Genomic DNA, 25,066 nt, shown 5'->3' on the forward strand with positions numbered 1-25,066 from the left:
CCCCCCCCCCCCGCCTGGTGCGCGGCCGCCGGGCTGTGGGCGGACGCGGCGGACGAGAGGCTGCGGCCCGCGCTGGTGGGCGAGTTGCCCCGGGTCACCGCGCCCCCCCCGCTGCTGCCGCGCGTGGCCGCCGCCGACACAGTGGTGGAGGGCTGTCCCGTACGCGCCGGCGACCGGCTGGTCCTCGTCGCACGGCACGCCGCGGGCGCGCACAGCGACCCGCCCGACGCCCGGCGTCCGGCCGATCCCGCGCTCGCCCGGCTCGTCTTCGGCGCGGGAGCCCACGCCTGTCCGGGCGCGCGGCTCGCCCACGCCCAGCTCGACGACGCCCTCGCCGTGCTCGCGCCGTACCGCCCGGCCGTGGTGCGCTCTCGCGCCGACCGGCACGCGGCGCTGCCCGGCTGGCGCTCGCTGACCGTCCGGGCGACCACCCGCCTGGAGGCGCGGTGACCACGATCGCCGTCACCGGGGCGAGCGGTTTCTGCGGCTCCCGCATCGCCGCCCTCGCCGCCGCCCGGGGCGCGAACGTCCTCTGTGTGGGGCGTCGGCCGGGGCCCGTCGGACGCCATGTCCGCTGGGACGCCGCCACCGGCGCGGCACCCGATCTCGCCGGGGCCGACCTCGTCGTCCACTGCGCGGCCTCGGTCGGCGACCCCGTGCCCGGCTCACCGGCCGAGGCCTTGATGCGCGTCGTCAACGTCGGCGGCACGGCCCGGCTGCTGGACGCGGCGGCGGGCCGCCCGGTGGTGTGGGTGAGCAGCGCCAGCGTCTACGCCCCCGGGCCCGGCCGGGAGCGGGTCACCGAGAGCCATCCCGTACGCGGACAGCTCAACGCCTACGGCCGCACCAAGGCCGAGGGCGAGGCCCTGGCGCTGGCCGCCGGGGCGGTGGCGCTGCGCCCCCGCGCGGTCTACGGGGAGGGCGACCCGCATCTGACGCCCCGTCTGCTGGCCCGTGTCCGCGCCGGGCTTCTGCTGCTGCCCGGCCCCGATGTCACGCTCAGTCTGACCGCCGTCGAGAACCTCGCCGACGCCTGTCTCGCCGCCGCCGGCTGGCCGCCCGGCGCGTACAACATCGCCGACTCAGCGCCGTACTCCCGCGACGAAGCGGTACGCGCGGTCCTGCGCGCCCACGGCGTCCGCGCCCGTATCGGCCACCTCCCGCTGCCCCTCGCCCAGGGCGCCGCGACGGCGGCCGAGGCCCTGTCCCGGCTGCGCCCGGCCGCCGAACCCCCGCTGACGCGGTACGCCGTGGACCAGCTTGCGCACACCGTCGTACTGGACACGGCCAAGGCCGGGCGGCAGGGGTGGCGGGCGCGGCGCTCGCTCACCGACTACGCCCCGGGGCCGGGGATATCCGGTGGCCGCCGTGCGGGGTGTCGAGCACAGTGGAGGGATGACGATCTCCGATCCTGATTTCGTGCCGGGCGTCGAGCTGTCCGGAGCGCTGTACGAGGAGGCCGTCCGGCCGATTCTGCGGGACGTGTTTCCGGGGCTGCGGTACACGGCCGCCCGGGTCGGCAGCGGTTCGGAGGTGCTGGGCTTCGACACGGCACGATCGGCGGATCATGAGTGGGGGCCCCGGCTGGAGCTGTTCCTCGCACCGGCGGACCGCGACCGGTACGGCGCGGACATCCGGCTGCTGCTGGCGGAGCGGCTCCCGAAGCGGGTGCGCGGCTGGCCCACGAATTTCCGGCGGAGCGACGATCCGCTGGACCCGGTCGGGCGGATGCTGCCGACCGAGGGCCCGGTCGATCACCGGGTGGATGTGCACGAGGCGGGCGCGTGGCTCTCCGAGCGGCTGGGGCTGGAGTGGGCGGGGGCGGTCCCGGCCGACCGTGAGTGGCTGACGGTGCCGCAGCAGCGGCTCGCCGAGGTGACCGGTGGTGCGGTGTTCCGCGACGACCTCGGTGTCCTCACGGCCGCGCGGGGCGCGTTGGCCTGGTACCCCGAGCAGGTGTGGCGATATCTCCTGGCGTGCCAGTGGCAGAGGATCTCGCAGGAGGAGGCGTTCGTGGGCCGGTGCGCGGAGGTCGGCGACGACCTCGGCTCCGCGCTCGTGGCCAGTCGTCTGGTGCGGGATCTGATGCGGCTGTGTCTGCTGCTGGAGCGCCGGTACGCCCCTTACGGCAAATGGCTCGGCAGCGCGTTCGGGCGGCTCGCGGTGGCCGAGTCGCTCGCCCCGTCGCTGCGCGGTGCGCTGGCGGCGACGGAGTACCGCGTCCGGGAAGGGCATTTGGGCGATGCCTACGAGGCCGTCGCCCGGATGCAGAACGCCGTGGGTCTCACCGATCCGGTGGATCCGGGCCGCCGCCCCTATCACTCGCGCCCCTTCCTGGTCCTGCGCGCCGAACGCTTCGCGCGGGCGCTGGCCCGGACGGTGACCAGCCCGGAGCTTCGGGGGCTGCCGCTGGTGGGAGGCGTGGACCAGTGGGCCGACAGCACCGATCTCCTCGGCCGGCCCGACGCGGTTCAGGCGATGGCGCGTTCGCTCGGGCGAGGAGTCCCGGAGCGGGCCGGTCAGTAGGGACTGTCGCCGTACGCCACCGGGTGCGCCTCCAGTTCCGGAGTGGCCAGCAGTTCGGCGATCAGTTCCCGGGAGCCGCCGACATAGGTGCTCACCAGGTCGACATCGCCGCCCAGACACCAGGCGCGGTCCTGCGGCCACCACAGGTCGGGCAGTTGCGACCAGTGGTCCGTGTCCGCCGGAGAGACGGCTTCGGCGAGCGTTCCGGAGAGCAGCACCTCGTCCCGTCCCGGGGTCTCGAAGGTGGGCGTACCGTCGAAATCCCACACGCCGTAGCCGGCCCACAGGCCGAACCAGCACTGCTCGGGGGTACTGGTGTGCCGGGCCAGGACCGGTATCAGCGCCTCGGCCACACCGGGCGGGGTCGGGCCTTCTTCCGGGTGCTCGTCCCAGACGCCGGGCAGACCGTACTCGGAGGCGTTGTGGTAGTCGCGGTCCGCCCCGATCACGCCGTGCCACTCCATGAGCGGTGCCGTCTCACGCCCATGGGCGGCGGCGGCCGTCTCCCACCGCACCGGCCGTTCGTCCAGCGAGGCCGGATGCAGCACCCGTGCGTAGGCCTCGAACCCGGGCGCGGCGACCCCCGCCACCGTCCCGAAGTCCCCGTGCCCCGGCGCGCGCTCGGTGAGCCAGCGGGCCGGGCTCAGATCGTCGTTCCGCACCCGCAGGCGTCCGTACCGTTCGGGGGCGGGTTGTACCGTGCGAAAACTCTCCATTCCGCACAGTCTGCCCTGCCGCCCCCGGGCCGGGCCCGCCCGGGGGCGGCGCCCGGCTCCCCCGGGGCGTCGCCGCGCTACGCGACCTTCGGGCCGCAGCGCATCCCGATGTAGACGCACCCCGTACCGTCGGGGAGCTTGGCGAAGACGACGGGCGTGTACCCCTCGCTGAAGGCCGCGCCCACCCCCGTACCGGCGAAGACGGTGTCCGTCACCGGCACCAGGTCGATGTGCAGGGGCTCGGAGAAGTGCTTCATGCCGTCGACGAACTCGTACAGCACATGGCCGGCGCCGTCCCGTTCGGTCACGGTGATGATCACGCCCTCGCGGCGGTAGACGCCGACGAGCGGGGTGAAGTCGACCACGGGCGGCCGGGCGGGCGGGGCGAAGGGCTCCGGCATCGTCACTCCGGCCAGCTCGGCGAGGAGTTCCCGGTAGAGCGCCGCGTAGAGTTCGCGCGCGCCGCCGCCGTTGGTGAGCAGGGCGACCGCCACCCCGGCGGAGGGCACCACACGGAGATAGCCGTACTGGCCGATCGACGCGCCGTCGTGTCCGTAGCCCTGGACGCCGTCCCAGTCGTAGAGGGTCCAGCCGAGGCCCCAGCCGTCGGCGCTGACGGTCCACTTGTCGGGGGACTCCGCCTCGCGCCGCCGCATCAGCGCGGTGGTCTCCTCGGACAGCACGCGTGTGCCGTCCTCCGCCAGACCGCCGTTGAGGTGCATGCGCGCGAGCCGCGCGAGATCGCCCGCCGTGGAGAGGACCCTGCCGTACGGGCCCGCCGAGCGCGGCATCAGGTCCCAGCTGGGCGCGGGCTCCGGCTCCTGGCCCGGTTCGCCCAGGTGTCCCATCGCGGTGCGGAAGCGGAGTGCCTCCTCGGGGAGTGTCATCGTGTGGGTGACGCCGAGCGGGGCCAGGAGGAGGTCCTTGAGCGCCTCGTCCCAGACCTTGCCGGTCACCACCTCGGTGATCCGGCCGAGCACGTTGTAGCCGATGCCGCTGTACGAGATCGCGGTGCCGGGCGGGCAGTCGAGCGTCACATTCCCGGCGGCCTCGACATATTTGGCGAGGCAGTCGTCACCGCGCCCGCTGTCATAGGTGAAGTCGCAGGTGAGGCCGCTGGTGTGGCTGAGCAGCCGGCGGACGGTGATCTCCCTGGCCACCTCGGGGTCGGGTATCGAGAACTCCGGCAGGATGTCCGCGACCGATGCGTCCAGGTCCAGTCGGCCCGATTCGACGAGCCGCATGATCAGGGTGGCGGTGTAGATCTTCGCGATCGAGCCCAGTTGGAAGACCGAGTCGGTCGTCGCCTCCACGCCGGTGCCCCGGTGGAGTACGCCGCCGGCCAGCTCATGGACGGTCCCGTCGACGAGGATCGCCAGCGAGGCGGCCGGTACGCGGTACTTGACGCGCAGTTCGTCGAGGCGGGCCTGCCAGTGGGCGAGGTCCAGCTTGCGGCCGGCCGAGTCCCGGGTTCCCCACTCGCCCCTGACCTGCCAGTTGCCCTGCTCGTCCCAATTCACGTTCCGCGGCATGCGTCTGCTCCCACCTGATGTGTACGAAGCTGCTCGATGACTGCTCGGTGCGAACACTGTACGCATGACGGAACGCTGTACGCAAGAGGCGTACAGCGTGCGCTACCGTGGGGGGCGACACCGCGACGAGTGGAGATGAGGCCTTGTGCCAGCCGAGATGAAGCCGACCGAATCGGTGTGGACCCGGCCGCGCCCCCGGCAGCGGGAGCAGCTGACCCGTGAGCAGATCGTGGCCGCGGCGATCGAGTTGCTGGACGCGGAGGGCGTGGAGGCGCTCAGCATGCGCAAACTCGGCACCCGCCTCAACGCGGCGGCCACCTCCCTCTACCGGCATGTGGCCAACAAGGACGAGCTGATCGAGCTGGTCGTCGACGAGATCTACGGCGAGCTGGCACCGCCGCCGGCCACCGCCGAGCGCGCCCGGTGGCGCCCGGCCGTCGCCGGCATCGCGGCGGAGCTGCGCGCGATGACCCTGCGCCACCCCTGGATCGCCCCCGAGATCGGCCAGACCGGCCTGGTGCACGTCGGTCCGAACGCCGTGCGGATGACATCGGGGCTGCTCGCGCAGTTCGAGGCGGCGGGCTTCCCCGCGGACGAGAAGGACCAGGCCGCGGGGACGCTCATGGCGTACGTCATCGGCATCGCGACCACCGAGGCCGCGTACCTCTCGGCGATCGCCCGCAGCGGCAGGACCGAGCGGGAGTGGGTGGCGGAGCTGCGTCCGGCCTTCGACGAGGCCTCCCGGGAGCACCCGGGGCTGCGCGAGGGAAGCTCCGCCCAACAGGACACACACCCCCGGCGGATCCGTGACGACGCCTTCGACTACGGCCTCGCCCGGGTCCTCGACGGCCTGGCGGCCCGGCTCGACGCCTGAGCCGGACCGGAGGAAGATGGAAGGGGCGGGGCCCACCGGACGCGAGACGGGTGGTTGAGGACTCAATGAGCGAGCGGGGCAAGCGAACTGACGAGCCCCGGCACCGGGTGCGGATTCCCGGTTTCACCAGGGAGGACACCGAGGTCGGACTCGGCGACGCCGTCGCCCGGATGACCACGGCGGTCGGCATCCGCCCCTGCGGCGGCTGCGGCCGCCGGGCCGAGTCCCTGAACCGCTGGCTGGTGATCGGCGGCGTCCGTACGCCCCGCTGAGGGCCCGTCACTCCGACGGGTAACGACGCAACGGTACGGAAAGCGCGATCGCGACGCGAACCGGGAACGGCCGGGGCACGAACCGTTCCGGCGTGAGCGCGTGTGCGAGGAGTGACCGATGCAGTCCGAACCGATGAGCACACCGATGGACCTCCCGGCGGACCTCCCGGCGGAGAACGAGACGGGCCCGCCGCCCGAAGCCGCCCCGGACGGGCCCGGCACGGCACCCGAGCCCCCTTCCGTCACCCAGGCCTGCTGCGATTGCGGCGGCGACACCGCCTCCGGCGCGGGCGGCCACGACGGATCCGCCGCGCGGCGCGCGGAGCCCGCCCAGGTGTATGTCCTGGGACGGGTCCGCGCCGTGTTCCCCGACATCTCCGTACAGCAGGAGTTCAGCCAGGTCGCGGGCGAGGCGGAACAGCCGGACGCGACCGACGACGACGCCCTCTACCGGGTCCTGTCCGACCCGGACAACCGTTACATCGCCCGGCAGATGTGTTACGTCCTCTCCGTCCAGGGCGTCGACACCTACCTCCTGACACCCGCCGACCCCACGGACCTGCCCGAACTGCTGGAGGCGCTGCGCCCGGTCGCCGACCGGCGCGATCTCGCCGTGATCGTGGGCCATCTGGGTCCCGTCGCGCCCCCCGGCGCGTGCCAGGGGCTCTCCGTCCCCGTGGTGAGCGTGGAGAAGATCTGGGCCTTCGACAGCAAGGAGCTGATCCAGGCGATCGAACGGCCCACCGGCACCTCGCGCAAGCACTTCGAGAAGGCCGCCGGGGCCCTGCTCGACCGGCTGCTCCAGCTCAGCGACAACGCGGGCACCGCGCCCGCCGACCGGGCCCTCAACTACCTCACCGTACGGAACCAGGAGATCTATCAGAGGACCAACGAAGCATACACCGACGGCTACACCCTGTCCGCGGTGGAGGCGGTGCCGTCCCGGCTCAGCGGGGCCCAGACCGTCATCACGGCGATCTTCTCCTACACCCACCGGCGGACCAATGTCACGGAGAAGTGGTCCGTCCGCGTCGGCGTCGACGGGCTCTTCCCCTATCCCGTGACCCCGTTCCAGACCTACTACAACCGGTAACCGGTGAACCGAAGAGAGGCGAAGGGAAATGCGTATTCCTGGATTCGCCGTCGACACGGCGGCCCCCGGGGCGAAGGCGGGTGACTTGGTCCTCCCCCAGCAGTTCACCTGCGAGGAGGAGTTGGGCCCGGTCTGCCGCAACCGGTGCAGGGGCTCCTACGATTTCAGCGGCTGTGTACAGAGGTGTCTGCACCGGCTCTGCGACAAGAAGCGGTGACTTCCGAATGAGTGTCCCCGGATTCACCCGTACCCGTACGCGACCGGCGCGCGTCCCGGCCGGCGATCGGCTGCTTCCCCAGGAGATCTCCTGCGAGAGCGTCGTGGGCCAGGACTGCCGCTGGAGCTGCGAGGGACTCGAATCGGCCGACTACGACTGCTACGGCAACTGCGTGGACCAGAAGTGCCGGTACTGGGACGAGCTGGGGGTCGCGGTCGTATGAGAGTACGAACGAGAGGTACGAGAGACCGTACGAGCATCCCCGGCTTCGCCCCCGTCCCGCGTTCACGGCCGGACGACCGTGTGTTCCCACAGCTGGACACCCACTGCGACAGTCTGTGCATCAGTGTCTGCGCCGACCAGTGCGAGGACGTCCCCTCCTACGCGGCGGGCGACTGCTACAACAACTGCGCGGCCACCTGCCACGACGACTGCGATCCGCTTCAGACGCTGCCACCGCCCGGCTGAACCCGCCCGGCCGAACCGCCCGGGCGGAGAGAAGGTGACCATGGAACCGCTGGACCTGGCCGGTCTGACGCCCCTGAGGGCGCTCACGACCGGCCGGTCCTCTGTCGTCGTGGGGCTGATCGACGGTCCGGTCGCCCTGGACCATCCCGCTCTCGCGGGCCGTACGGTACGGGAGTCGCGCCCGCCCGGTCCGAGGGGCTGCCGCCGGGGCGATGTGTGCTGCGGGCACGGCACATTCGTCGCGGGGATCCTCGTCTCGGCGACGGGCGTCTGCCCGGGGTGCGCCCTGCTGGTACGGCCCCTCTTCACGGACCGCCCGGCGGGAGGCGGCCCGGCGACCTGTCTGACCGGAGTGCGCACCGGGGAGCTGGCCGAGGCGATCACCGAGACCGTCGACGCGGGCGCCCGGGTGCTGAACCTCAGCATGGCGCAGCCCGCGCCCTCCGGCGTACCGGACCGCGCGCTGGAGGCGGCACTCGACCATGCCGCGGACCGGGGCGTGATCACCGTGGTCGCGGCCGGGAACCAGGGCCGGATGGGATCCTCCGTGCTCACCCGCCATCCCTGGGTCGTCCCGGTCGTCGCGTACGACCGCGCCGGGCGGCCCATGCCCCAGTCCAATCTGGGCATCTCGATCGGACGGAACGGGGTCGGAGCCCCCGGCGACCGGATCACCGGCCCGGGCCTCGACGGATCCCCGCGGACCGTGAGCGGCACGAGCGCCGCCACCCCCTTCGTCACGGGCGCGGCGGCACTGCTGTGCTCACTGTTCCCGGCCGCCTCCCCCGCCGCCGTACGGTACGCGCTGACCCGTGCCACGGCCCGCCGCCACTCGGTGATCCCGCCGCTGCTCGACGCCTGGGCGGCGTACACCGCGCTCCGGGACGGGCATGCGCTCACCCGGTGACACGAGGAGCGGGGAGCGGGGAGCCCGGGAGACGCACATCACATTCGCCGATGTCACATCCTGCCGGGCTGTCCCGTCGAGAAGGCACAGACCCGAACAACGGCAAGGAGTGCACCACCATGGATGCCCGCTTGAACCTCCTCGACAACGCGGTCACGGCCAAGGCCCTGCGGCACATCATCTCGGCGGCCAAGGCCATCGAGGGCTCGCCGCTGCCGGCCTCGACACAGGAGCTGGTGAAGATCCGCGCCAGCCAGATCAACGGCTGCGGTTTCTGCGTCGACATGCACACCAAAGAGGCGGCGCACGCCGGGGAGACCTCGACGCGCCTTCATCTGATCGCGGTCTGGCGGGAGGCCACGGTCTTCACCGACGCCGAGCGCGCCGCCCTGGAGCTGACGGAGCAGGGCACCCGCATCGCCGACGCGGCGGGCGGGGTCACCGACGCCGCCTGGGCGAACGCCGCCAAGCACTATGACGAGGACCAGCTCGCCGCCCTGGTGTCGCTCATCGCCCTCATCAACACCTTCAACCGCTTCAACGTCATCGTCCAGCAGCCCGCCGGGGACTACCGGCCCGGCCAGTTCTGACGATCGGCAGGCAAAACACCCCGGGCGCGGTGGGGCGCACCCGGGGCTGTGCCGCCGGAAGCCCGCTCTAGCGAGTGACGGGAAGCCGGGCCAGCAGGGCCCGGGCCCGCTCGGCGCGGACGCTGGCCTCGATGAACCGCTCCCCCAGCTCACGGCAGCGGAGTACGGGGTCCTCCGGAGGCTCCGTCAGCACGGCGGCCTCCGTGGCGACCGCCGCCCATCCGTCGAACGCCGGAGTGGGGTCGCTGCCCAGGGCCCACATGCAGCACGCCTCCCCGAGCCGGGCGCTGAGGAACACCTCGTGGAGCCCGGTCGCGGTCTGTCCGTCGAGGGCCGCGACCAGCTCCTGACAGAGCGCGAGCGCCGCCCGCACGTCGGAGGGCTGGGCCCTGTCCCCGTGGTGGAGTCTCACGTCCGCGCACAGCAGCTGGATCCTCGCCGCGAGTTCCGTGCGGAGCCCCCACGCGCGTACCGCGTTCCGGCGCACCGGCTCCAGCGCCGCGCAGTCCGGCCCCGGCCCCGGCCCGTCCGACAGCTCCCGCCGGGCCGCGTCCAGGGCGGCCTGCGCCTCATCCGTCCGGAGCTGGGGGGTGTCGCGGTGGGCGCCGCGGGAGCGCCTGTGCCCACGCGCCCGGACGGGCGGCGCGGGGCTCGTCCGGTCCGGTTCGCGGAAGGGGAGGGTCGGGTCGTGGGTCATACGGGGGATCGGCTCGGGGTCGCCCTCGGCGGGCAGGAAGGGATGGTACGCCGCGTGGACCTCCTCCGCGCTGCCGAGTCGGCCCTCGACCCGCTTGACCAGCATCCGGTCCACGGTCCGGGCCAGCTCCGGAGGGAGCCCGGGAGCCCCCTCGGCGACCGGAGGGGCCACTCTGTCGGACGTGTGGTGGTATTCCAGTCCGCCTTCGGGGGTCTCGTGGAACGGCCAGCTGCCCGTGTGCAGTTCGTAGACGATGCAGCCCAGGGAGTAGATGTCGGACGCGGGGCCGACCGCTCCGCCCCAGAACTGTTCGCGAGAGGTGTAGCCGGGGGTGTTGGGACTCATGTAGCCGGGCGCGGTGTGGCGGGTCGCGCTGGGGTCCGTCGGCAGGGCGATGCCGAAGTCGATCAGATGGACGACCCCCCGAGGAGTGATCATCACATTGTTCGGATTGAGGTCACGGTGAATGACGCCGTGCCGGTGCGCGCAGTCGAGTGCCTCCGCGATCTGCACCACGATGGAGGCGACAACGGACGGTTTGAGCGCTCCGTAGGTCTTGATGAAATCGCAGAGGGACACTCCATCGATCCACTCCATGACCAGGTAGGGCGAACCGTCGTGGTAGCCCTGACCCAGCCAGGCGGGAATGGAGGGGTGTCTCATCTCCCGGAGGATGACGCACTCCCGGAGGAAACGCGCCTTCAGACCGGGCTCCACGGACTTCACGCTGGTACCGGCCTGCTCGGCCACCTCGGCGGGGTCACGGAGGACTTTGACGGCGACCCAAATGTCGGCTTTGAGGTCGCGCGCCTTCCACAGCACGCCGAATCCGCCCTTGAAGAAATGCTCCAGACGGTAACGGCCGTCCAGAACCAACTTTTCTGTCATGAATTCGCGTTCCGCGCCTTCCCTCTCGCACCCGGCCACGCCCATCCGCACACGGACCAACGGCCACAGGAGACCGCTGACCCGTTCATGCGGCCCTCCACTCTACAGACAGCTACCGATGTAAAACCCTGCGTTGACGTTACTGGCCCGCCATGGTTCTCTGGGCCCCGCCCGGGACACCGCCGCCCCGGTTCGAGGAGGCCGCTTCCATGCCCAACTGGCCTGCAAATTTGGCCACTTCGGACGAGCTGGCCCTGATCCGCACCGGCCTTCCCCTCACCCGCGAGGACCCCGCCGACTGCCCCGCCCAGCTGGCGATCAGGGCCAGACCCTGGCTGAGCGCGGCCAACCGGCTGCCCTCCCACGAGCCCTTTCTGACATTCGCGCTCAAACCGCTGATGTCCGCTCTCGACCGCGTCGAATTCGGCGGACTGACCCCCGAGGAGGCGATCGCGGAACTGCGGCGCACCCGGGGGGCCTTCGGGCGCGGCCGCCCCGCGCACGGCGGACTGATCGAGTGGACGGCCGAGGCGCTCCTCCGCTATCTGCGCCACCGCGGGACATGGTGCCGCGACCGTGGCTCGGACGGCCCGCCCACCCGTGCGGTGCGGGATGAGTGGGTGGTGCGGAATCGGTTGCGCGATGACGCCGGGCACGACGCGCGCGGCGCGCGGATCTACGAGCGCACGGCCTGGGGGCGGCGGTACGCCTCCGCCGACGGCTCGGTGCGCGAGCTGTGGCTGCTCTCCTTCGGCGCGGCGAAGAAGGACCGGCCCGCCGCCGAGGTGGCGGCCGCCGCCTTCGTCACCGCGTTCGGAGAGCCCTGCCGCTCCGGGTACGACCGGGAGCGCGGCCGTACGGAGCCGTACACGGCGGTCGCACCGTACGGGCCGACGGCCGGACCCGACCGGGTGCGCGTGATCGACTTCGGCTGCGGCGACGGCGCGGCCGAGGTGACGGCGGACTGTACGCCCGCCGAGGCCGCGCGCGCGTCCGAGCGGAGCACGGGACCTGTTCTGGCGCGGGTGGTGGAAGGGTCCGAGCGGCGGCCGGGGCGCGGCTGTGTCGAATGCCCCGGTGCCGGGCGCTGCCCCGCGCTGCCCGGACCGCCTTCGCAGCGGGCGGCCGGGGAGCCGCCGGGGCTGATCGGGCTGAGCCGCGCCGACCGAAGCCGCAAGCGGCGCAGTCTGTCCGCCAGTGATCTGCGGGCGTACACGGAGTGCGCGGCCAAATACCATCTGACCCGGGAGCTGAAACTGCGCTCGCCCCGGCCGGAGAACCCGGCCCTGCGCCGGGGTCGCGCGGTGGACGCACTGCTCAACGAGCGGCACACGCTGCGAAGGCCGCGCGGCTGCCGGGGCCTTCCCGCACCGGCACCCGAAGTCTGGGCCGGGCTGCCCGAGGACGCCGCCCTCGCCGCCGCGGCGATGGTGGAGCGGCACGCGGCCCTGTGCCCGCTGGACCGGCTCGGCCCGGCCGAGGAGGTCCGGGTGCAGCCGCAGGTCACCGCGTACGACCCCGCACTCGATGTGGTGCTGATCGCCCAGCCGGATCTGCTGCACACCCGGCGCGGCGGATGGGTCTGGCGGGAGACGAAGACCCGGGGCGGCCGGTTGTACGACGGCCGCTCGGTGCTGGCGGCAAACCCCCAGCTCGCGCTGGCCGTCCTGCTCATGCGCACCGGCGAACTGGCCGGAGGGGATCATCGCCGCTCCCGGATCGAGGTGGAGATCCTCGGCGCGGAGGGCGGTAACCGGCTGGAGATCGACCCCTGGCGGCCCCGGGTCCACGCCGAGGCGCGGGAGATCGTCCGCGCGACGGCCGAACCCTGGTCGGCGGACGTCTCGTACCGGGCGGCCCCGGACGAGCACTGCCGGGACTGCGAGGCCCTGGACTGGTGCCGGGAGGGCCGCCGGTATCTGGCCGGCGGCGCCGTCGCCACCGGCGGGGCCTGAGGGAAGGCCATGGAGTCCACAGCGGGCTGGGAGAGCGATCGGGGCGTGGCCCTGCTGCATCTGCTCGCCGACGCCGTCGTCGCTCTGGAGGACGAGACCGATCTCGACTCCTTCCGGCTCCCCTACCCCGCCGACGCCCAGCGGGCCCTGAACCACACGGTGCTCGCCTGTCTGTGGCGGGGTGCCGAGCCGCCGCGCTCCGTCCCGGAACTGCTCGACTGGTGCCGCGGCCGCCCGCTCGCGAGCTGGCCCCTGGATCTGCCTCGCGATGCCGCCGGGCCCGGTGACCGGCTGCTGGACGAGGAGAGCGGACTGCCGGCGGAACTGGTCCGCGAGTGGTGGGCGTACCGCGCCGACAGTCCGGCGCGCAGACACGACCGCGAAGTCATGAGCTGGGCACTGCACAAATGCCGACAGCTCAGCCCCGAGGCCTACACGGCATTCCACCGGCTGCTGGTCCAGCGGCCGGTGCTCACGCACACCGAGTGGTTCTCCGTGATCAGCGATCCGCTCCTGATGGAGCTGCGGGACTTCCTCGGCGACCTCTACCAGGACCCGCCCGTCGGCTCTCTGCGACCTGGGCGGGGCTGTGCCCAGTGCCGACGCTGCGGCACCCTGCTGATCTCGGTGGCCGATACGGAGTGGTGGTGCGAGAGCGACTCCTGCCGCGCCCGGAGCGCGGAGCCGCCGATCGGCCGGATCATCGAGCCGGAGCAGTGCGCGGGCCTCGTCCAGCTGGACCGCCCGCTGCGGCAGTTCGTCACCTGGCCCGGCCGCGCGGCGCTGAAGCTGGAGGTGGGGCTGCGCCTGCTCGGCGTCACCGTGGAGATGTGGCCCCCCACCCTCGCGTACACGATGCGGGCGAGCTTTCCCGACGGCCGGGTCTGGGCGCTCGACGTCAAGGACTGGTCGCACCCGGCGCTGCTGGGCAGGACCGCCGCGCCCGTGCGCCCGGAACCGGCGTACGACGAGGCGTTCTGGGTGGTCCCCGACCATCGCGTCACGGCTCGGGCGGACTATCTCGCCGTCTTCCACCGCAACCGCCCCCCGGCGGCCGGGGAGCTGACGCTGCTGTCGGAGAGCGAGGTGCTGCGCCGGGCGGAGCCGCGCCCACGGCCGGCGGCCTCCGGGGATCGTGAAGGAAGCGGCGGCGATGCGTGAGCGTGACACCTGGCATCTGGAGATCACCAGGGGCCTCACCGGCTGGGACGAGGTGCTGATCGACCAGCCCGACGTCAAGCCCGTCCAACTCGCTCAGATCGAACTCGCCCTGCGTCTGCTGCAACACCTCGCTCCGCTGCGCCCGGCCCGGGACGCCTGGGTGCTCCTCGGCGGCTACCCCTTCGCCCGGGCCGCCGGGATCAAGATCGGGAAGCGGGAGGAGACCATGCTCGCGGCGGCCCGGCACCGGCTGTGGACGCTCCGCCGCCACCGGCTGTGGCAGCAGTATCTGGAGATCTACCGGCAGCTGCCCCAGCGGTTGCGCGGCTACCGGATCACGGACGGGGACGGCCCCTTCCGCCAGGTCGAACCGGCCGTCGCGGCCTGGCGTTTCGAGAAGTACGACGCCGCGCTGGACGAGATCCCCGCCTTCGCGCCACGTCGGCTGAAGCTCGCCGGAGCGGGCCGGCACGCCTTCGTCGACCGGAACGGGCCGACCAAGGTGACCATTCCCGCCGAGCTGATCGGGGATCCGGCCCCCGGGCATCCGCTGAACACGAACGGCGACGGACGGGGCGACTCCGGCCCCTTGACCATCCCGCTGGATCAGCTCGCCGCCACCGCACGCTGGATGGACCAGCGGATCGACGGCGACTGGCTGGACCGCTGGAACGGCCTGGAGCTGGCCGTCCGGGACGGGGACGGCTTCCGCGACGGCGGTGATCTGCTCCTGGACGAGCTGCTGCATCTGGTCGGCATGGTGGGCGCGGGCAAGTCGACCCTGATGATCCTCATCGCCGTCTGGGCCGCCACCCGGGGTGAACCGGAGGGCTCCCGGGCCCTTCGGACCACCCTGGTCGTCGGCGACGTCGCCGAGCAGCTGCGGCTGGTGGACACCTTCCGGTCGCTGGAGCTGCGGGCCGTGCCGGTGCTCGGACCGACCACCCGGGAGACGCATGTGCAGCGGCTGCACCGCAGGCTCGCCTCCCAGGGGGAGCGCAATCTGCTGTTGCACGACGGGCCGGGCTTCGACGATCTGAGCACCGTGTGCGTCGTGGACGCCCTCCTCGACACGACGGCCGAGCCCCTGCGTTACGCGGACGGACCGTGCTCCGGGCTCCATCCGCTGGGCCCGGAGACGGAGGGCGGCGGAGAGAACGCCGGGAAGGCCGAGGGGCCGCCGGGCGAGCCTCCCTCGTACCGCCGGAAAGCCCGGAAGGAGCGCCGCGCCGCCCCCGCGAAGGAGCGGCCCGAAGCCGTGCTCGGCGGCGAGGCCCGGGGCTGCCCGCTGTGGAGCGGCTGCCCCCGGCACGGCGCGGCCCGGGAGCAGGTGGCGGCCGAGATCTGGGTCGCCAACCCCTGGAGTCTCGTCTCGACCTCGGTCTCCGCCCATCTCAACGAGGAGCGGCTGCGGCAACTGGAACTCGTCTGTCTGCGCTCCGACATCGTCGTCGTGGACGAGGCGGACCGCGTCCAGATGACCTTCGACCAGATCTTCGCCCCGTCGGCGACCCTGGTCACCCAGGGGCTCTCGGACTCCTGGCTGGACCGGGTGCAGACCAAGAAGATCGACGAACTGGCCCAGCAGGGCCGGCTTCAGCTCACCGACCGCGACATCGCCGGCTGGGACGCCGCCCTGGGCATCGTCGTCGCCGCCACCAACCGGATCTACGCCCCCCTCATCACGGACCCCGGGCTGCGCGGCTGGGTGGACATCGACTACTTCAACACCTGGACGCTCCAGGAGAAGCTGCTCGCCGAGTGGTTCCCGACACTGCGGGCCGCCGAGGACCCGGACGGCACACCGGACGAGCGACTGCTGTACGAGGACGACGAACCGGCGGGCGACGAGGAGGCGTTCCCGCGCTTCCTGCCCGGCGAGGAGCCCTGGGCCGAGCGGCGGGACGAGGTGCAGGCCCTGCTCGACCTCGCACGGGACGACCCGCTGGGAAACAAGGCCAGTTACCGGGGTGACGCCCGGCTGCTGCTGGAGTGCGTGAACGACCTGCTGCACGGTCTGGACGAGAAGAAGTCCCGCGACCGGGTGGCGCGACTGCTGGACCGGCTGCTCCGGGGCTCGCCCTGCCTCGACGGGCGGGTGACGCCCCGGCAGCTCCCCGCCGGCGGCCGGATCGACCCGGCCGACGTCCCGGGCTCGGCGCGCTGGCGCAGGCGCGCGGTGAGCAGGCTGTCCTTCACGCTCCTCCTCTACGCGCTGGAGCGGCGGCTCGACCGGCTGACCCTGCTGTGGCCCCAGGTGGAGGCCGCGCTGCGTCTGGACACCACCGGGAACGAGCTGTCCAGGAAGCCCCCGCTGGACTACGCGCCCCTGATCCCCGAGTCCCCGATGGGAAATGTGCTGGGCTTCCAGTACCTCGTGGACAAGCTCGGCCGGGACGCCGACGAGAAGGACGGGCCGCACAGCGGGACCCTGCGGTTCTTCCGCTGTGCCGGAATCGGCCGCGAACTCCTGCTGGGGCTGCCCAGGCTGGGCAACGGCGGCGGCCCGCCGGGCGCGGGCGGACCGCGCGTACTGCTGATGTCGGGCACCAGTTGGGCCGGAACATCCACCAGGGCACATGTGCTCGCCCCCGTCGGCGCGATCCTCAAACCGACTGAGGAGGCCCGGGAAGCCATCAGGCAGACGGTCTTCCGGACCGGCTTCCTCTACAAACCGGAGAACCCGGGGGAGGCGCTCAGCCTCTCCGGCAAAAAGCTGAAGGACCGGCCGAAGGCGCTGACCGACATGGTCAGCAGCCTCGCGGACAGCGGCCGGTTGGGGGTGGCCAGCCCGCTGGAGGAAGAGCTGAAGCAGATCACCGACCCGTCGCGGAACCGGGCGCTGCTGCTGGTCGGCAGCTACCGGGACGCGGCGGCCGTCGCCGAGCAGCTGCACTCCATGCGGCGGTGGCACGGCCGGGTGCGGGTGCTGACCGCCGACGACGCGGAGCTGACGGAGACGAACCAGGCGGTGGCCGACGACGGCGGCGTCGCCTTCACCTCGGTCACCTCGGTACGCCGCGGCGACCTCGCCTCCTTCGCCAGGGATCGGGAGGCGCAGCTGCTGGTGGCCCCGCTGCTGGCCGTGGAGCGCGGACACAACATCCTCAACGAGGAGGGCAAGGCGGCCTTCGGCACCGTGTTCTTCCTGACCCGGCCGCACCCCCGCGCGGACGACCTCTATCTGTCGGTGTTCGCGATCAACGACTGGGCCTGCCGTTTCGTCCGGGACCACCCCGATGTCCACGGCGGGACCTTCGGCGGACTCGTGGCGGAAGCCGCCGGACTGGACGAGGCCGGACAGGAGTTCAGACGGCGGGCGCGCGCCGAATGGCGCCGTCTGGTCTCCCGCCACTATGTCTTCTCACTGCTGGAGGAACACGAGAAGGTCTCCTTCGCCTGGGACCAGCTCGTGACCCTCTGGCAGGTGATCGGCCGGCTGGTGCGCGGCGGGGTCCCCGCGCGCGTGGTCTTCGTCGACGCCGCCTTCGCCCCCCTTCTCGCCGCCGCTCACGGGGACTCCGCCGGCCGCGTCCCTCGGCGCGCACCGGGTGAACCGGGGCTGCTGCCACGGCTGCGCGAGGTGCTGGAGCCGTACTTCACCGAGCGCACCGGCCCGGAGGCGGAGCTGGTGCGCACCCTGTACGAGCCCCTGTACGAGGCGCTCGCCGCGCTCCTGGCCGAGCCGCCGACCCTGCCCCGGCCCTGACCGGCCCCCTACCCACACCCTCAGGAGGCAGCCATGGGCTTTCAGTACGCCCGCGTCGACCGCGCCGCCGTCCGGCCCGTACCGGAGGCGGGACCGCTCACGGTCCGCTACCGCGCCATGAGAAGACCCGAGGAGTGGAACGCCGCGCTGCTCCGGCTGGTCAACCACGGTCTCCCCGCCGGGGCCACGCCCTGGCGCACCGTTCCCACCCGACGGCTGGAAGGCTCCCTGGGCACCCTCTGCCCGGAACTCTGCGTACTCCCCCGGCCCTTCGGTAACGATCCGGCCACCCCGGCGCACGACCCATGGCTCCTCGTCCCCCGGGACGTCCCCGACCCGCTGCCGCCCGGGGCACTGGAAGGCATGATCAATCTGTGGGCCGCGACCCTGCCGAGGGAGTCCGCCCCGCGACAGCTCGCCGACACCCTGCGGGAGCTGCGGAACGACCCTCCGGTCTGGCACGAGACGGAGATCGAGCTGCTCGACTGCCCCACCAGCGAGGGAGGCACCGCGCTGCCCCGGCCGTACCAGTACCGGCTGACCACCGACTGGCTCGCGCGGCGCATCGAGCGGCTGCCGCCGTACGAGTCGGGCAAGGGCCCGCTGCGTTTCCACGCCGTCCCCCGGGGCCGCCACGACCGGGGCGCGGAGCTGATGTCCCAGGCGCTGCCGCACCCCGGCGGGGGAAAGACCTGGTGGTGGTCGGTGGTGATCCGGCTGGCGCTGCACACCACGCCCTTCGACCCGCTGCCGAGGATCCATCTCTCCTTCGGCGTACGGCGCTGGGCCACGCACCCCTCCGCCAAGACCGGCAGGCTGTATCTTCCGCCCGGACAGCGCACCTCCGTCTATCTCCGCTGCCCGGTGCCCTGGCTGCCGGGCGCACCGCTCACCGGCCGCTACACGACCGCCCGCCTCCAGTGGTCCCGGAGCGCGCGGACCCATGTCTGGCACGAGAACGACCCGGCCGGACTGCTGCGGCCGCTCACCCTCAACCAGCCGTCGCCGCTGCCGTCCCCTGAGGAACTGCTCACCGAACCGACCGCGTATCTGGGCGACGGGCCGGGGGTCCGCGCGACCGTCGTCCACAGCGCCGCCATGGGCACACACGAAGTGGAACGCGGCTTCATGTCCCACCAGCGCTCCCAGCTCTTCGCCTGGGCCTGCCAGGCCCTCCCGCCCCAGCTGCGCCCTCTGCCCGCGCTGCCCCGCAACACCGTCGGCGGCCATGTCCCCCTCAACCCCCGCCCGAAGCCCAAGAGCGCCGAGGAGGGGCGCACACCGGAGGAGCGGCGGCTCGCGCTCGCCTCCGCCGTGCGTTTCCTGTCCGAGGAGGGGTACGGGGACAGGGACGGGGGCCGCCCGGCGGACGACGGCGGGCCGCCGGTGCTCACGGCGCGGCTGGTGTGGACGACCCACCGGATGCGGAAGGAGGCCGTCGGCGCGCTGACCGGTCTGCTCGGGCTGAAGGGGGACGGCGGGGACCCCGGGGACCCCGGGGACCCCGGCGACTCGGAAGATTCGGGGGATTCAGGGGATTCAGGGGATTCGGGGGACTTGTACGATGCCGAGTCCGAGGCCGTGTACGACGACGCCGGTCCGGGCCGTCCCGTCGTCCTGGAGTGGCGTACGCCCGAACTGACCGTACGGCTGCGCTGTCTCCCGCTGGGCGGCCTGGGCGACGGCCTCGCCCTGGACACGGGCCGTACCGCCGCGGAGATCTTCGTCAACGGCGTCGTCGACCGCAGGCGCGCCGTCGCCGATTGGCTCGCGAAGGACGGCGCGCTGCCGGACCGCCCCGGTCTCGCCCTCGTCGAGATCGACCGGGGCGTCTTCGCCCCCGAGCACTCCGACCCCAAGTACGCCCTGCGGCTCGGCTGCGCGGACGCCGGGGTGGTGAGCCAGTTCGTACGGGTCCCCCGCAGGGGCAGGGAGAGCAGCGGCGCGGCGTACAACACCGAGAAGGACGCCCCGCACCGCGCCCGCATGGGCTGGCTCGACGGTTTCAGACAGCTGGGGGTCCGGGTGCTGCCGGAGCACTCGCTGGGCGAGCTGCTGCCGAGCGGACTGCGGTACGCCGCCGTGTGGGCGGTGAAGCGCCGCGGGGACGGGCCGACGCGTACGGCCCTGACGCACCCGCTGCCGGTGGCGCTCCTCATGACGCCCGAGGGCGACGGCAGCGGACGGGCCCGGGTCCACGGCTGGGACCTGGAGAAGGCCGACTGGGTGCCCTACCCGGTCATGCTGATCGGGCTCACCCGTGGCGCGGGGCCGGAGTGTCTGCGGGAACTCGCCGCGCGTCTTCCCGGGGACGGGGCCGAGGGCGACACGGATCAGGGGGACGGGACGGACGGGGCGACGGGAGCCGACGAGTACCGGGGCACACGGCTCCTTGAGGAGCGGCGCAGGACGATGGAGGGTTTTCTCCAGCATGTGCTGCCGACGCTGCGCTCCGCCCCGACGGTGCTGTTCGCCCACGCCCAGAACCTCCGCTCGCTGTGGACCTGGCTCCAGGACGGCCGGGTGGACCGGGATCTCCTCGGTTCCGGCCACGCCCCGCCCGCGGGTCTCGACCCCGATCTGCGGCTGGTACGCGTCCGCGACGACGGCGGCGAGGCGGCGGAGACTCCCCTGTGGTGGGGGATCGGGAGCCCGAGCGGCGTCAACGGTCTGGGGGCCGGTCTGTGGGGCCCGGAGCCGGGTGCCGGGGACGACCCGAGGGTCTTCCACAGCACCACGGAGAAGGCCTCGCCGTTCAAGAAGAGCGCCGTCCAGGCGGACAAGCTCACGCCCCGTCCGCTCTCCCAGGGCCTGCGGAAGGGCGAGCCGACCATCGACACCGACGTGCCCGCCTGGAACCCCCACTTCTCCGAGATCGCCGTGCTCGGCTGCCACCGCGAGGACGGCGACGAGCCCGCCGCCTACGCCCTGCTCGCCCATCAGCTCCGCCAGTCGGCCGACTATCAGGACGCGCTCGCCAAGCCGCTCCCCCTCCACCTCGCGGAGAAGGCCGAGGAGTATGTCCTGCCGCTGCCTTCCTGGGCGGGTCCTCCCGGGGCCTCCGACGACTCCTGATCCACCCGGCCCCGATCGGGCCGGGGCCGGGACCCACCCGGCCCCGGCGACCGTCACCACCGTCGTCTCTCCCGCTCGACGGCCGCGTCGATGTCACGCTCACCCAGCCGCTCCAGCAGGAATCGCGCCTCCTGGAGTGCGTCCAACGCCTCGTGGGCCCGGTTCGCCGCGTTCAGCGCCTCGGCGAGCCAGATCAGCGTCCTGGCCTCCCTGCTCTGGTAGATCAGGACGCGGTAGAGATCACGGGCACCTTCAAAGTCCGCGACGGCCGCTCCGTGCTCCTCCATCGCGACACGGATCCGGCCCAGGCTGAACAGTGCGTACGCGCGCCCGTTGAGGTCGTCCGTCGGGTCCAGCAGGGCCAGCGACCGCCGACAGTGCTCCAGGCCCTCGTCCAGCCGCCCGGCGTCGTAGTGGAGGTTGCCGATCCCGTTCAGGGCGGCTCCTTGCCCCAGCGGGTCGTCGAGTTGCTCGAAGGCCGCTAGGGCGTCGGTGAAGTGCTTCAGCGCCTCGGCCGGTACGCCGCTCTCCCGCAGCAGGACACCGAGGGAGTAACGGCCATGCGCCGCGCTGAAGATGTCCTGGCCGTCATCGCTCACGCGTACGGCACTCCGCAGCTCCCGTACGGCCATCCCCAGGTTGCGAAGTCCCCGATAGGTACCGGCCAGCATCCGATGGACCATGGCCACATCCGCCGGCCCGGCCTCCCGAGCCGCTGCCGCGAGAGCGCCGGGCAGAAAGGCGAGCGCGTCCAGATAACGGTTGGTGCGCCACTGGAAGGTCACCAAGGTCATGGAGAGCAGCCAGGTGTAACGGTCGAGTCCGCGTTCCTGGGCCAGTTCGACGGCGGCCGTCAGTGTCGGATACTCGGCCTCGAACCAGGCCATCGCGTCCGCCACTCCGTTCGGAGCCACGGTCTCGGCGTCGTCGTCCGGGTCGATCGGCAGTCGCCGGCCCGGATCGAGCTTGCGATCGCAGGCCCAGGCGTTGTGCAGCAGGAAATGCAGCATCTGGTCCACCACAGCGGCGCGTTGGTTCTCGTCCTGCCGGTCGGCCAGCTCACGGGCGTAGACACGGATCAAATCGTGCAAGGAATAACGGTCGGGAATGGGCTCGTCCACCAGATTCATCCGGATCAGGTTGTCGAACCCGTCGGAGACGGCGACCCGATCGGCTGGTTCGAGTGCGCGAAGCGCCTCCCAGCTGGCAGTCGGCCCCGGGTGTATCGCCAGTTGCCAGAGGAGCCGCACGGCGAGCGGCGTCAGCTGTCCGACAGAGGCGTCCAGGGACAGCCGGACATTCAGATCCTCCGAGCCCAGGTCCAGGAAGCGCAGCCTGGTGCCAGGCTGCCGGAGCTCGCGGACGACGTCCCCGATCTCCTGGGACGGACGATCCGCGATCCGGGCGGCCGTGATTCCCAGGGCGAGCGGCAGCCCCGCGCAGTGTTCGACCACCTCGGGAAGGAACGGCAGAGCCTTCCGCGCGCGGTCCCCGCCCAGTCTGATCCGCAGCAGTTCGACGGAGTCCTCGGGGTCCAGCAGAGGGACGTCGACCAGCTCGGCCCCTTCCCTGATGGAGAGTCCGTGCAGTCGGCGGCGACTGGTGATGATCGCCGCACTGGCGCCGGAACCGGGGAGCAGGGGGCGGACATGGTCCTCGTCCAGCGCGTTGTCCAGCACCAGCAGAACCGCACGGCGGGCGAGTTCGGTCCGGTACGCGAAGACCATGCCGTCCATCGACGGGTTCAGCCGGGATACGCCGAGGTCGATCAGGAACCTCGCGAGAACCCGCCCGTGCTCCTCGGGCTCCCCCGGTCCGCATCCGCGGAGATCGGCGTAGAGAATGCCGTCCGGGAAGTGCCGCTCGACCAGCTCGGCCGACCGGATCGCGAGGAAAGTCTTTCCCACGCCCTGTCTGCCGCCGATCGCGGCTACCCTGCTGCGCCCCGGCGTCCGGCCGAGAACGGCCCTCTCGATCTGGTCGACCTCGGCCTGCCGGCCGACCAGTTCCGCCGGTTGGGCGGGAAGCTGCCGGGGGCGCGACTTGACCTGGGCGGGCGCGGGACCGGTCACGTCCCGGCCCTGGCCCCCGCCCTGTGTCGCCCCGGGGAACAGCAGATGAGTGACGGGGCGGCCGGTCCGTTTCTCCCAGTCGGAGAGGATCGGGTCGATCAGGCCGTCTTCGCCGAGGGCTCGCAGGGCGTTCACATTGAGCTGGAGCAGATGTTCGCTCTCGGGCCACTCAACGCGCGCCCTGGTGACCCGGTCGCACGCGGAGCGCGTCTCTCCGCACTCCAGCTCGGTTTTCACACAGGCCGCCGTGGTCTCCCGTACCTCGGCGAGGAGTTCCTCCCTCGCCCGCTTGAAGCCGTCGCCGGGCAGGTCCTCCAGCGGCCTTCCCCGTACTTCGCCGAGTGCGGACCGGAGCGCCAGGAGGCGTTCCGGCGCGCTCCCCGCGGTACCCGCCGCACTCAGATGTGTCCGGTAGCGGACGAGGTCCAACTCCTCCGGGGCGAACTGGAGCTGACAGAACCCGTGTTCGTTCCGCTGGGAGATTTCTGGAACAGACTGCCTTAATTGATGAAAGCACTGGCGAATTCGATTAGCGTTCGACTCCTCTCCCGGCCACAGGAAACTCGCGACCCCCGCATGCGGGACGCGATGGCCGGGCGCCAGCAGCAGAACGGCCAGGAGTTGAAGGGGCTTCGGGTTCAGCGGGACCGAGACCCCCTCCCGTCGCACGTCAACCGGGCCCAGTACACGAAATTCCATACCCATCAGCTCCACGTCATTCTCACGACAGCACGCCGCGACCGTCCGTATCGTTGACTCCAACGAAAGAGCATGGCACGGGGCACGGAGCATCGAGTAACGGCCAACTAACGTTTGCCATTTGGCGATTCACCGGAAATCTGCAAGTCTTCTCTCACTCACCCCACGTCGATCCGTCCGATCGCCGAAGTACCGGGCCCGTGTGTCGCATTCAAGGCGCACCCCCAGGCGATCGGAGCGTGTAGCCAGACCTCGGGTGTTCCAAGAAGTAATCGAAAAGACGTAGTTAGGATTGATCCATGAGCACAACGGAGCACGAAAACTCCCAGCATGAAGCCCGTCCGCCGGTAAAGGGCCGACGTCCCGAGTCGACCGTGCCGCCCCGCCGCCGCCGTCGGCCCCGGCCGGTACCCCAGCCGGCCACAGCCGGACACCACTGCTCGCTGTGGAAGCCGGTGCGGCCGACCGCCCAGCGAATTCACGAGATCGAACTTCTGGCCGAATTCGAGTAGAGGCAGCAGGGCTCGGAAGCGGCTTCAGGAAAAAACCTCATAACAGGCGGGCCGGGGGTGACCCCGGTCCGCCTGCGGCATTTCTGAATAGACGCGCAATCGCTTATCCATTCGAATGGCGAGGCCCTTCCCCACCTCGACGGGACGAGTGCGGCTACTCCAAACCGCGTGCGGCGCACTCGATCAGGTGCCGTACCCCGTGCGAGGGAGCCCGACAACAGCCTTGCGGGATCCGGGGTTTGTGCTCCACGACACCGCCGACTCGCGTTCAATGGTGGCCGGTCAGGGTTCGCACGGACGTACGAGAAGGCTTGGCCCCGCGCGGCACGGGCGGGCGGGGCTCAGGCGAGAGTCGATCGAGAGGAATGTCCGGAATGAAGAAGCGCAGCAGATCGCGGATATGGCTCGGCGCCGCGCTGGCGGCTCTGATGTCGTCGTTCGCGCTGGCGCCGGGGACCGCGCAGGCAGACTCCGAGCGCCGTTGCTCCGGGGGGTATGTGGCCATCACCTTCGACGACGGCCCGACGGAGACGACGGACGAGTATCTGGAGGCGCTGCGCGAGGCCGGACGGGTCCGGGCCACCTGGTTCGTGACCGGCTCCCTGGCTCAGGCGCGACCGGAGGGGACTCGGCGGATCGCAGCCGACGGGCATGAGATCGGGAATCACTCGTACACCCACCCGGACCTCGTCCGGCTCGACGCGGCCACCGCGTTCGCGGAACTGCGCGACACCAGCCGCGTCGTCCGGGCGCAGACGGGCCGTGCGCCGAAGCTCTTCCGGCCGCCGTTCGGGAGCACCGACGCGCGGACCCGGCAGGACGCGGCCAGGCTCGGGATGACCGAGGTGATCTGGACGGCCGACACGGTCGACTGGAGCGGGATCCCCGCCGAAACCGTCGTGGCGAACGCGCTCACGGTACGGGCGGGCGGCATCATCCTGCTCCACGACGGTCTGCGGACGACGCTGGAGGCCATCCCGAAGATCGTCGAAGGGCTCGCCGAACGCGGCCTGTGCCCGGGCCGGATCGTGCGCTCGGCCACGCCGGTCGAAGCCTGGCCGGGGCTGACCTTCCACGCCAGGGCCGCGCGCTGGTGACCTGGC

19 protein-coding genes and 1 pseudogene are annotated in these 25,066 nt (G+C 72.1%); 16 read left to right on the plus strand and 4 right to left on the minus strand.

Annotated features, from left to right (window positions below; all coding sequences use genetic code 11):
* The 3 genes and pseudogenes from IE247_RS11260 to IE247_RS11270 all read left to right on the plus strand — a co-directional run.
* Nucleotides 1-450: pseudogene (locus tag IE247_RS11260) on the plus strand (cytochrome P450); the annotation flags it as partial.
* Complete coding sequence (locus IE247_RS11265) at nt 447-1,415, plus strand: NAD-dependent epimerase/dehydratase family protein (protein WP_190122880.1); 969 nt, start codon at nt 447-449, stop codon at nt 1,413-1,415. The pseudogene IE247_RS11260 and the gene IE247_RS11265, both read left to right, overlap by 4 nt.
* Nucleotides 1,396-2,526, plus strand: coding sequence for a DUF4037 domain-containing protein (locus IE247_RS11270; RefSeq protein ID WP_190122881.1), 1,131 nt, complete (start codon nt 1,396-1,398; stop codon nt 2,524-2,526). Before IE247_RS11265 ends, IE247_RS11270 begins: the two co-directional genes overlap by 20 nt.
* On the opposite strand, the gene IE247_RS11275 is transcribed toward IE247_RS11270, so the two are convergent.
* Both IE247_RS11275 and IE247_RS11280 read right to left on the minus strand, forming a co-directional pair.
* The gene (locus IE247_RS11275) at nt 2,520-3,242 is read right to left on the minus strand and encodes a hypothetical protein (protein WP_190122882.1); all 723 of its coding nucleotides are present in this window, start codon (nt 3,240-3,242) and stop codon (nt 2,520-2,522) included. The genes IE247_RS11270 and IE247_RS11275 overlap by 7 nt on opposite strands.
* Before the next feature lie 77 nt (nt 3,243-3,319).
* Complete coding sequence (locus IE247_RS11280; protein ID WP_190122883.1) at nt 3,320-4,774, minus strand: serine hydrolase domain-containing protein; 1,455 nt, start codon at nt 4,772-4,774, stop codon at nt 3,320-3,322.
* Between the two features lie 145 nt (nt 4,775-4,919).
* On the opposite strand from IE247_RS11280, the gene IE247_RS11285 reads away from it, so the two are divergent.
* From IE247_RS11285 to IE247_RS11320, 8 genes are all read left to right on the plus strand, one after another.
* Nucleotides 4,920-5,648 carry a TetR/AcrR family transcriptional regulator gene (locus tag IE247_RS11285; protein ID WP_190122884.1) on the plus strand — a complete coding sequence of 243 codons (729 nt, stop codon included), beginning with the start codon at nt 4,920-4,922 and terminating at the stop codon, nt 5,646-5,648.
* A 65-nt stretch (nt 5,649-5,713) separates the two neighbouring features.
* Nucleotides 5,714-5,920 (plus strand): hypothetical protein, encoded by a 207-nt coding sequence (locus IE247_RS11290; protein ID WP_190122885.1) that lies wholly within the window; start codon nt 5,714-5,716, stop codon nt 5,918-5,920.
* Between the two features lie 118 nt (nt 5,921-6,038).
* Nucleotides 6,039-7,013, plus strand: coding sequence for a cyanobactin maturation protease PatG family protein (locus IE247_RS11295; protein ID WP_190122886.1), 975 nt, complete (start codon nt 6,039-6,041; stop codon nt 7,011-7,013).
* Nucleotides 7,014-7,041: 28 nt separating this feature from the next.
* The gene (locus tag IE247_RS11300) at nt 7,042-7,230 is read left to right on the plus strand and encodes a hypothetical protein (protein WP_190122887.1); all 189 of its coding nucleotides are present in this window, start codon (nt 7,042-7,044) and stop codon (nt 7,228-7,230) included.
* Nucleotides 7,231-7,237: 7 nt separating this feature from the next.
* Nucleotides 7,238-7,453, plus strand: coding sequence for a hypothetical protein (locus tag IE247_RS11305; RefSeq protein ID WP_190122888.1), 216 nt, complete (start codon nt 7,238-7,240; stop codon nt 7,451-7,453).
* Between the two features lie 80 nt (nt 7,454-7,533).
* Entirely contained in the window at nt 7,534-7,698 is a 165-nt protein-coding gene (locus tag IE247_RS11310; RefSeq protein WP_229869047.1) for a hypothetical protein, read from the plus strand.
* A 40-nt stretch (nt 7,699-7,738) separates the two neighbouring features.
* The gene (locus IE247_RS11315; protein WP_190122890.1) at nt 7,739-8,605 is read left to right on the plus strand and encodes a S8 family serine peptidase; all 867 of its coding nucleotides are present in this window, start codon (nt 7,739-7,741) and stop codon (nt 8,603-8,605) included.
* 119 nt (nt 8,606-8,724) lie between these two features.
* The gene (locus IE247_RS11320; RefSeq protein ID WP_190122891.1) at nt 8,725-9,195 is read left to right on the plus strand and encodes a carboxymuconolactone decarboxylase family protein; all 471 of its coding nucleotides are present in this window, start codon (nt 8,725-8,727) and stop codon (nt 9,193-9,195) included.
* Nucleotides 9,196-9,262: 67 nt separating this feature from the next.
* Here the strand turns inward: IE247_RS11320 and IE247_RS11325 are convergent, their stop codons facing one another.
* Entirely contained in the window at nt 9,263-10,780 is a 1,518-nt protein-coding gene (locus IE247_RS11325; RefSeq protein WP_190122892.1) for a serine/threonine protein kinase, read from the minus strand.
* A gap of 209 nt (nt 10,781-10,989) precedes the next feature.
* Between IE247_RS11325 and IE247_RS11330 the strand changes: the two genes are divergently transcribed.
* From IE247_RS11330 to IE247_RS11345, 4 genes are read left to right on the plus strand one after another with little or no spacing between them, the layout of a single operon-like run.
* The gene (locus tag IE247_RS11330) at nt 10,990-12,735 is read left to right on the plus strand and encodes a PD-(D/E)XK nuclease family protein (protein ID WP_190122893.1); all 1,746 of its coding nucleotides are present in this window, start codon (nt 10,990-10,992) and stop codon (nt 12,733-12,735) included.
* Nucleotides 12,736-12,744: 9 nt separating this feature from the next.
* Nucleotides 12,745-13,896, plus strand: coding sequence for a pPIWI_RE_Y domain-containing protein (locus IE247_RS11335; protein ID WP_190122894.1), 1,152 nt, complete (start codon nt 12,745-12,747; stop codon nt 13,894-13,896).
* Nucleotides 13,889-17,605 (plus strand): pPIWI_RE_Z domain-containing protein, encoded by a 3,717-nt coding sequence (locus tag IE247_RS11340; protein WP_190122895.1) that lies wholly within the window; start codon nt 13,889-13,891, stop codon nt 17,603-17,605. The genes IE247_RS11335 and IE247_RS11340 overlap by 8 nt, the downstream gene beginning before the upstream one ends.
* A gap of 33 nt (nt 17,606-17,638) precedes the next feature.
* The gene (locus IE247_RS11345; RefSeq protein WP_190122896.1) at nt 17,639-20,680 is read left to right on the plus strand and encodes a pPIWI_RE module domain-containing protein; all 3,042 of its coding nucleotides are present in this window, start codon (nt 17,639-17,641) and stop codon (nt 20,678-20,680) included.
* A 53-nt stretch (nt 20,681-20,733) separates the two neighbouring features.
* Here IE247_RS11345 and IE247_RS11350 read toward each other — a convergent pair whose 3' ends face one another.
* Nucleotides 20,734-23,181, minus strand: a complete 2,448-nt coding sequence (locus IE247_RS11350; RefSeq protein WP_229869049.1) for an ATP-binding protein — start codon at nt 23,179-23,181, stop codon at nt 20,734-20,736.
* Between the two features lie 1,156 nt (nt 23,182-24,337).
* On the opposite strand from IE247_RS11350, the gene IE247_RS11355 reads away from it, so the two are divergent.
* Nucleotides 24,338-25,060 carry a polysaccharide deacetylase family protein gene (locus IE247_RS11355; RefSeq protein WP_190122897.1) on the plus strand — a complete coding sequence of 241 codons (723 nt, stop codon included), beginning with the start codon at nt 24,338-24,340 and terminating at the stop codon, nt 25,058-25,060.
* The last annotated feature ends 6 nt before the right edge of the window (nt 25,061-25,066 follow it).

This window comes from Streptomyces inusitatus, from assembly GCF_014651115.1.
GTDB lineage: Bacteria > Actinomycetota > Actinomycetes > Streptomycetales > Streptomycetaceae > Streptomyces > Streptomyces amakusaensis.